Here is a 3,217-nt window from a genome sequence, read left to right as displayed (position 1 = left end):
ATAAATAGCACCAATATTGTGATTCTCTTAAGCTTTCACACCCGAAACATTTTCGGGTTGTGAGGTTAAGTGAATAAGCGTACACGATGGATGCCTAGGCAGTCAGAGGCGATGAAGGGCGTGCTAATCTGCGAAAAGCGTCGGCAAGCTGATATGAAGCGTTACAACCGACGATACCCGAATGGGGAAACCCAGTGCAATTCGTTGCACTATCATGTCATGAATACATAGTGGCATGAGGCGAACCGGGGGAACTGAAACATCTCAGTACCCCGAGGAAAAGAAATCAACCGAGATTCCCCCAGTAGCGGCGAGCGAACGGGGAAGAGCCCAGAGTCTGAATCAGCTTGTGTGTCAGTGGAAGCGTCTGGAAAGTCGCACAGTAAAGGGTGATAGTCCCGTACACGAAGACGCACAGGTTGTGAGCTCGATGAGTAGGGCGGGACACGTGTTATCCTGTCTGAATATGGGGGGACCATCCTCCAAGGCTAAATACTCCTGACTGACCGATAGTGAACCAGTACCGTGAGGGAAAGGCGAAAAGAACCCCGGCGAGGGGAGTGAAATAGAACCTAAAACCGTGTACGTACAAGCAGTGGGAGCATCCTTAGGGGTGTGACTGCGTACCTTTTGTATAATGGGTCAGCGACTTATATTCTGTAGCAAGGTTAACCGCATAGGGGAGCCGCAGGGAAACCGAGTCTTAACTGGGCGTTAAGTTGCAGGGTATAGACCCGAAACCCGGTGATCTAGCCATGGGCAGGTTGAAGGTTGGGTAACACTAACTGGAGGACCGAACCGACTAATGTTGAAAAATTAGCGGATGACTTGTGGCTGGGGGTGAAAGGCCAATCAAACCGGGAGATAGCTGGTTCTCCCCGAAAGCTATTTAGGTAGCGCCTCGTGAATTCATCTTCGGGGGTAGAGCTCTGTTTCGGCTAGGGGGTCATCCCGACTTACCAACCCGATGCAAACTACGAATACCGAAGAATGTTATCACGGGAGACACACGGCGGGTGCTAACGTTCGTCGTGAAGAGGGAAACAACCCAGACCGCCAGCTAAGGTCCCAAAGTCATGGTTAAGTGGGAAACGATGTGGGAAGGCATAGACAGCCAGGATGTTGACTTAGAAGCAGCCATCATTTAAAGAAAGCGTAATAGCTCACTGGTCGAGTCGGCCTGCGCGGAAGATGTAACGGGGCTAAACCATGCACCGAAGCTGCGGCAGCGACACTTAGGTGTTGTTGGGTAGGGGAGCGTTCTGTAAGCCGTTGAAGGTGAACTGTGAGGTTTGCTGGAGGTATCAGAAGTGCGAATGCTGACATAAGTAACGATAAAGCGGGTGAAAAGCCCGCTCGCCGGAAGACCAAGGGTTCCTGTCCAACGTTAATCGGGGCAGGGTGAGTCGACCCCTAAGGCGAGGCCGAAAGGCGTAGTCGATGGGAAACAGGTTAATATTCCTGTACTTGGTGTTACTGCGAAGGGGGGACGGAGAAGGCTATGTCATCCGGGCGACGGTTGTCCCGGTTTAAGCGTGTAGGTGGGTGACTTTGGTAAATCCGGGTCGCTGTTAACACTGAGGCGTGATGACGAGGTACTACGGTACTGAAGTGACAGATGCCCAGCTTCCAGGAAAAGCCTCTAAGCATCAGGTAACATTGAATCGTACCCCAAACCGACACAGGTGGTCAGGTAGAGAATACCAAGGCGCTTGAGAGAACTCGGGTGAAGGAACTAGGCAAAATAGTGCCGTAACTTCGGGAGAAGGCACGCTGTGCGAGGTGTAGGGATTTACTCCTGAAGCTTTGCGCAGTCGCAGATACCAGCTGGCTGCAACTGTTTAATAAAAACACAGCACTGTGCAAACACGAAAGTGGACGTATACGGTGTGACGCCTGCCCGGTGCTGGAAGGTTAATTGATGGGGTTATCCGTAAGGAGAAGCTCTTGATCGAAGCCCCAGTAAACGGCGGCCGTAACTATAACGGTCCTAAGGTAGCGAAATTCCTTGTCGGGTAAGTTCCGACCTGCACGAATGGCGTAATGATGGCCAGGCTGTCTCCACCCGAGACTCAGTGAAATTGAACTCGCTGTGAAGATGCAGTGTACCCGCGGCAAGACGGAAAGACCCCGTGAACCTTTACTATAGCTTGACACTGAACCTTGAGCCTTGATGTGTAGGATAGGTGGGAGGCTTTGAAGTGTGGACGCCAGTCTGCATGGAGCCAACCTTGAAATACCACCCTTTAATGTTTGATGTTCTAACCTGGGCCCCTGATCGGGGCTGGGGACAGTGTCTGGTGGGTAGTTTGACTGGGGCGGTCTCCTCCCAAAGAGTAACGGAGGAGCACGAAGGTTAGCTAATCCTGGTCGGACATCAGGAGGTTAGTGCAAAGGCATAAGCTAGCTTGACTGCGAGAGTGACGGCTCGAGCAGGTACGAAAGTAGGTCTTAGTGATCCGGTGGTTCTGAATGGAAGGGCCATCGCTCAACGGATAAAAGGTACTCCGGGGATAACAGGCTGATACCGCCCAAGAGTTCATATCGACGGCGGTGTTTGGCACCTCGATGTCGGCTCATCACATCCTGGGGCTGAAGTAGGTCCCAAGGGTATGGCTGTTCGCCATTTAAAGTGGTACGCGAGCTGGGTTTAGAACGTCGTGAGACAGTTCGGTCCCTATCTGCCGTGGGCGTTGGAGAATTGAGGGGGGTTGCTCCTAGTACGAGAGGACCAGAGTGAACGCACCACTGGTGTTCGGGTTGTCATGCCAATGGCATTGCCCGGTAGCTACGTGCGGAAGAGATAAGTGCTGAAAGCATCTAAGCACGAAACTTGCCCCGAGATGAGTTCTCCCTTGTCCCTTTGAGGACACTGAAAGGCCGTTGAAGACGACGACGTAGATAGGCTGGGTGTGTAAGTGCAGCGATGCATTGAGCTAACCAGTACTAATGACCTGTGAGGCTTAACCTTACAACGCCGAAGGTGTTTTGGTGTTGATTGAGAGAAAGAGACAAAATCGTCTGGAACGGTTTTGAACAGCACAGAGCGCTGGCCCCGAAGGGGTGAGTATCAGGATGATACGAATAATCAGAACTCGTGAAGAGATTCAGCTTGTTAACAGATTGGTCTTGCTGGTCCGAAAGGACGGGTGAGATGAAACAGAATATGCCTGGCGGCGATAGCGCGGTGGTCCCACCTGACCCCATGCCGAACTCA

General features: G+C 52.1%; 1 rRNA gene. It reads left to right on the top strand.

What is annotated here, in order from left to right:
- Positions 1-63 precede the first annotated feature (63 nt).
- Positions 64-2,971: ribosomal RNA gene (locus CS369_RS22485) — 23S ribosomal RNA — on the top strand.
- Positions 2,972-3,217: the final 246 nt, after the last annotated feature.

It is taken from the genome of Candidatus Symbiopectobacterium sp. 'North America' (genome assembly GCF_015762685.1).
In the GTDB taxonomy this organism is placed as follows: Bacteria; Pseudomonadota; Gammaproteobacteria; order Enterobacterales; family Enterobacteriaceae; genus Symbiopectobacterium.
Note: the sequence above shows the minus strand (reverse complement) of the source record. Positions and strands in the feature narration are given on the sequence as shown.